General features: G+C 65.2%; 3 protein-coding genes. All 3 read left to right on the top strand.

Annotated features, from left to right (window positions below; translation table 11 throughout):
• Positions 1 to 634 (top strand): transposase (locus DMB66_RS60845; protein ID WP_199753355.1); only part of this gene is annotated, 634 nt, incomplete at its 5' end.
• The gene (locus DMB66_RS60840; RefSeq protein WP_158647760.1) at positions 594 to 1,418 is read left to right on the top strand and encodes a transposase; all 825 of its coding nucleotides are present in this window, start codon (positions 594 to 596) and stop codon (positions 1,416 to 1,418) included. The genes DMB66_RS60845 and DMB66_RS60840, both read left to right, overlap by 41 nt.
• A gap of 61 nt (positions 1,419 to 1,479) precedes the next feature.
• On the top strand, positions 1,480 to 1,770 hold the full coding sequence (locus DMB66_RS60835; protein WP_158647708.1) for a transposase: 291 nt from the start codon (positions 1,480 to 1,482) through the stop codon (positions 1,768 to 1,770).
• The last annotated feature ends 150 nt before the right edge of the window (positions 1,771 to 1,920 follow it).

Raw genomic sequence — 1,920 nt, 5'->3', positions numbered from 1 at the left:
CACCGACCGGCAGGCCGCTGACGCGGTCCGGGGGCGGATCGACTGGAAATACTGTTTGGGTTTGGTGTTGACGGATCCGGGTTTTGATTTCAGTGTGTTGTCACAGTTCCGGACCCGGTTGGTCACCCATGATCTGCAGGGTGTGGCGTTCCAGACTCTCCTGGACCGGCTGGTCGAGCAGGGCCTGGTCAAAGCCCGGGGTCGGCTGCGCACCGACGCGACGTATGTGATGGCCGCGGTTCGTGATCTCAACCGTCTGGAGATGGTCGGTGAGACGCTGCGGGCGGCCCTCGAAGCCCTGACGGTGGCGGCACCGCGGTGGGCGGCTGAGCACGTCGACGCGGCGATGGTCCGACGATACGGTGCCCGGATCGATGAATGGCGGCTGCCGAAAGACCAGCCCGGCCGGCGGAAACTCGCCGCCCAGGTCGGGACGGACGGCTACCAACTGCTGGCCGCGGTCTTCGACGGGCAGGCCCCGCCCTGGCTGGGTGAGATCCCCGCCGTCGAGGTGCTGCGCCAGGTGTGGATCCAGCAATACGTTCGCGGCGAGGCTGGGCGGGAGGTGATCTGGCGGGACGCCGATATCGACGGTGAGCCTGCCGGGCAGAACCAGGATCATCTCCCCGTATGACATCGATGCCCGCTACAGCGAGAAACGCGGCCACCGCTGGCAGGGCTACAAAGTCCATATCAGTGAAACCTGCGACAACACCCCCACCCCCGGCGGTGGTACCGATCCCACCCGCCCACCGAACCTGATCACGAACGTGGTCACCACCCACGCCGCGGTGGCCGACTCAACGATGACGATGCCGATCAATGCGATGCTCGCCGGTCGGGGTCTGCTACCGGCCGAACACCTCATGGACGCCGGCTACCCCTCCACGACGAACCTGCTGGCCTGCCGCACCGAGTACCAGGTGAGCCTGATCGCCCCGATGCGTGGTGATTCCTGCCACCCCGCCCGCACTAACAACGGTTTCACCCAGGCCGCGTTCACCATCGATTTCGACCACCAGCAAGCGACCTGCCCGCAAGGCCACCACTCGGGTAGCTGGCACCCCACCCGCCAGAACGGCCACGACGCCATCGTGGTCCGCTTCCCGACCAGCACCTGCAGTATCTGCCCGGCCCGCACCGCGTGCACCCGCTCGCAGCGCTCCGGCCGACAGTTGACGCTGCAACCCCGCCACCTGCACGACACCCTGCGCCAGGCCCGCGCCGAGCAACAAACCCCGGCGTGGAAACACACCTACCGCGCCCGCGCCGGGATCGAAGCCACCATCCACCAAACCACCGCCGTCACCGGCATCCACCAAGCCCGCTACACCGGCCTGAGCAAAGTCACCCTCGAACACACCTTCGCCGCGACCGCGATCAACCTCATCCGCCTGAACGCCTGGTGGACCAACTGAGCTGCCACGAAGTTTCCGGACAGGGGATCTAATATGATCTCGGTCTGGGATGGAGATGGGCATGGCGCGGCAGAAACGGTCCTACTCGCAGGAGTACCGCGATGAGGCGGTGAAGATGGTGATCGAGACGTCACGTCCGATCGCGGTCGTCGCGCGGGAACTCGGCTTGTTGGACGGCACTCTCGGTAATTGGGTCAGCGCGTATAGGAAGAGTCACCCTGTGGAAGAACAGCCCCTGGCTTTGCCGGATCGGGCGCGGTTGAAGGAACTCGAACGTGAGAACCGGGAGTTGCGGCTGCAGAACGAGTTCCTGAAAAAAGCCGCGGCCTTCTTCGCTCAGGATCATCGGTAAGCGACGTTTACGAGCTTATCGACGCCGAGAAGGCTGACTTTCCCATCGTGATGATGTGCACGGAATTGGAGGTGTCCCGGTCGGGCTATTACGAGTGGCGCGACCGACCGGAGTCGGCGACCGCAGCACGTCGTGGTGTCCTGCTGGCCG

The organism is Actinoplanes sp. ATCC 53533, from assembly GCF_003947245.1.
This window is presented reverse-complemented; position numbering and strand designations above follow the sequence as displayed.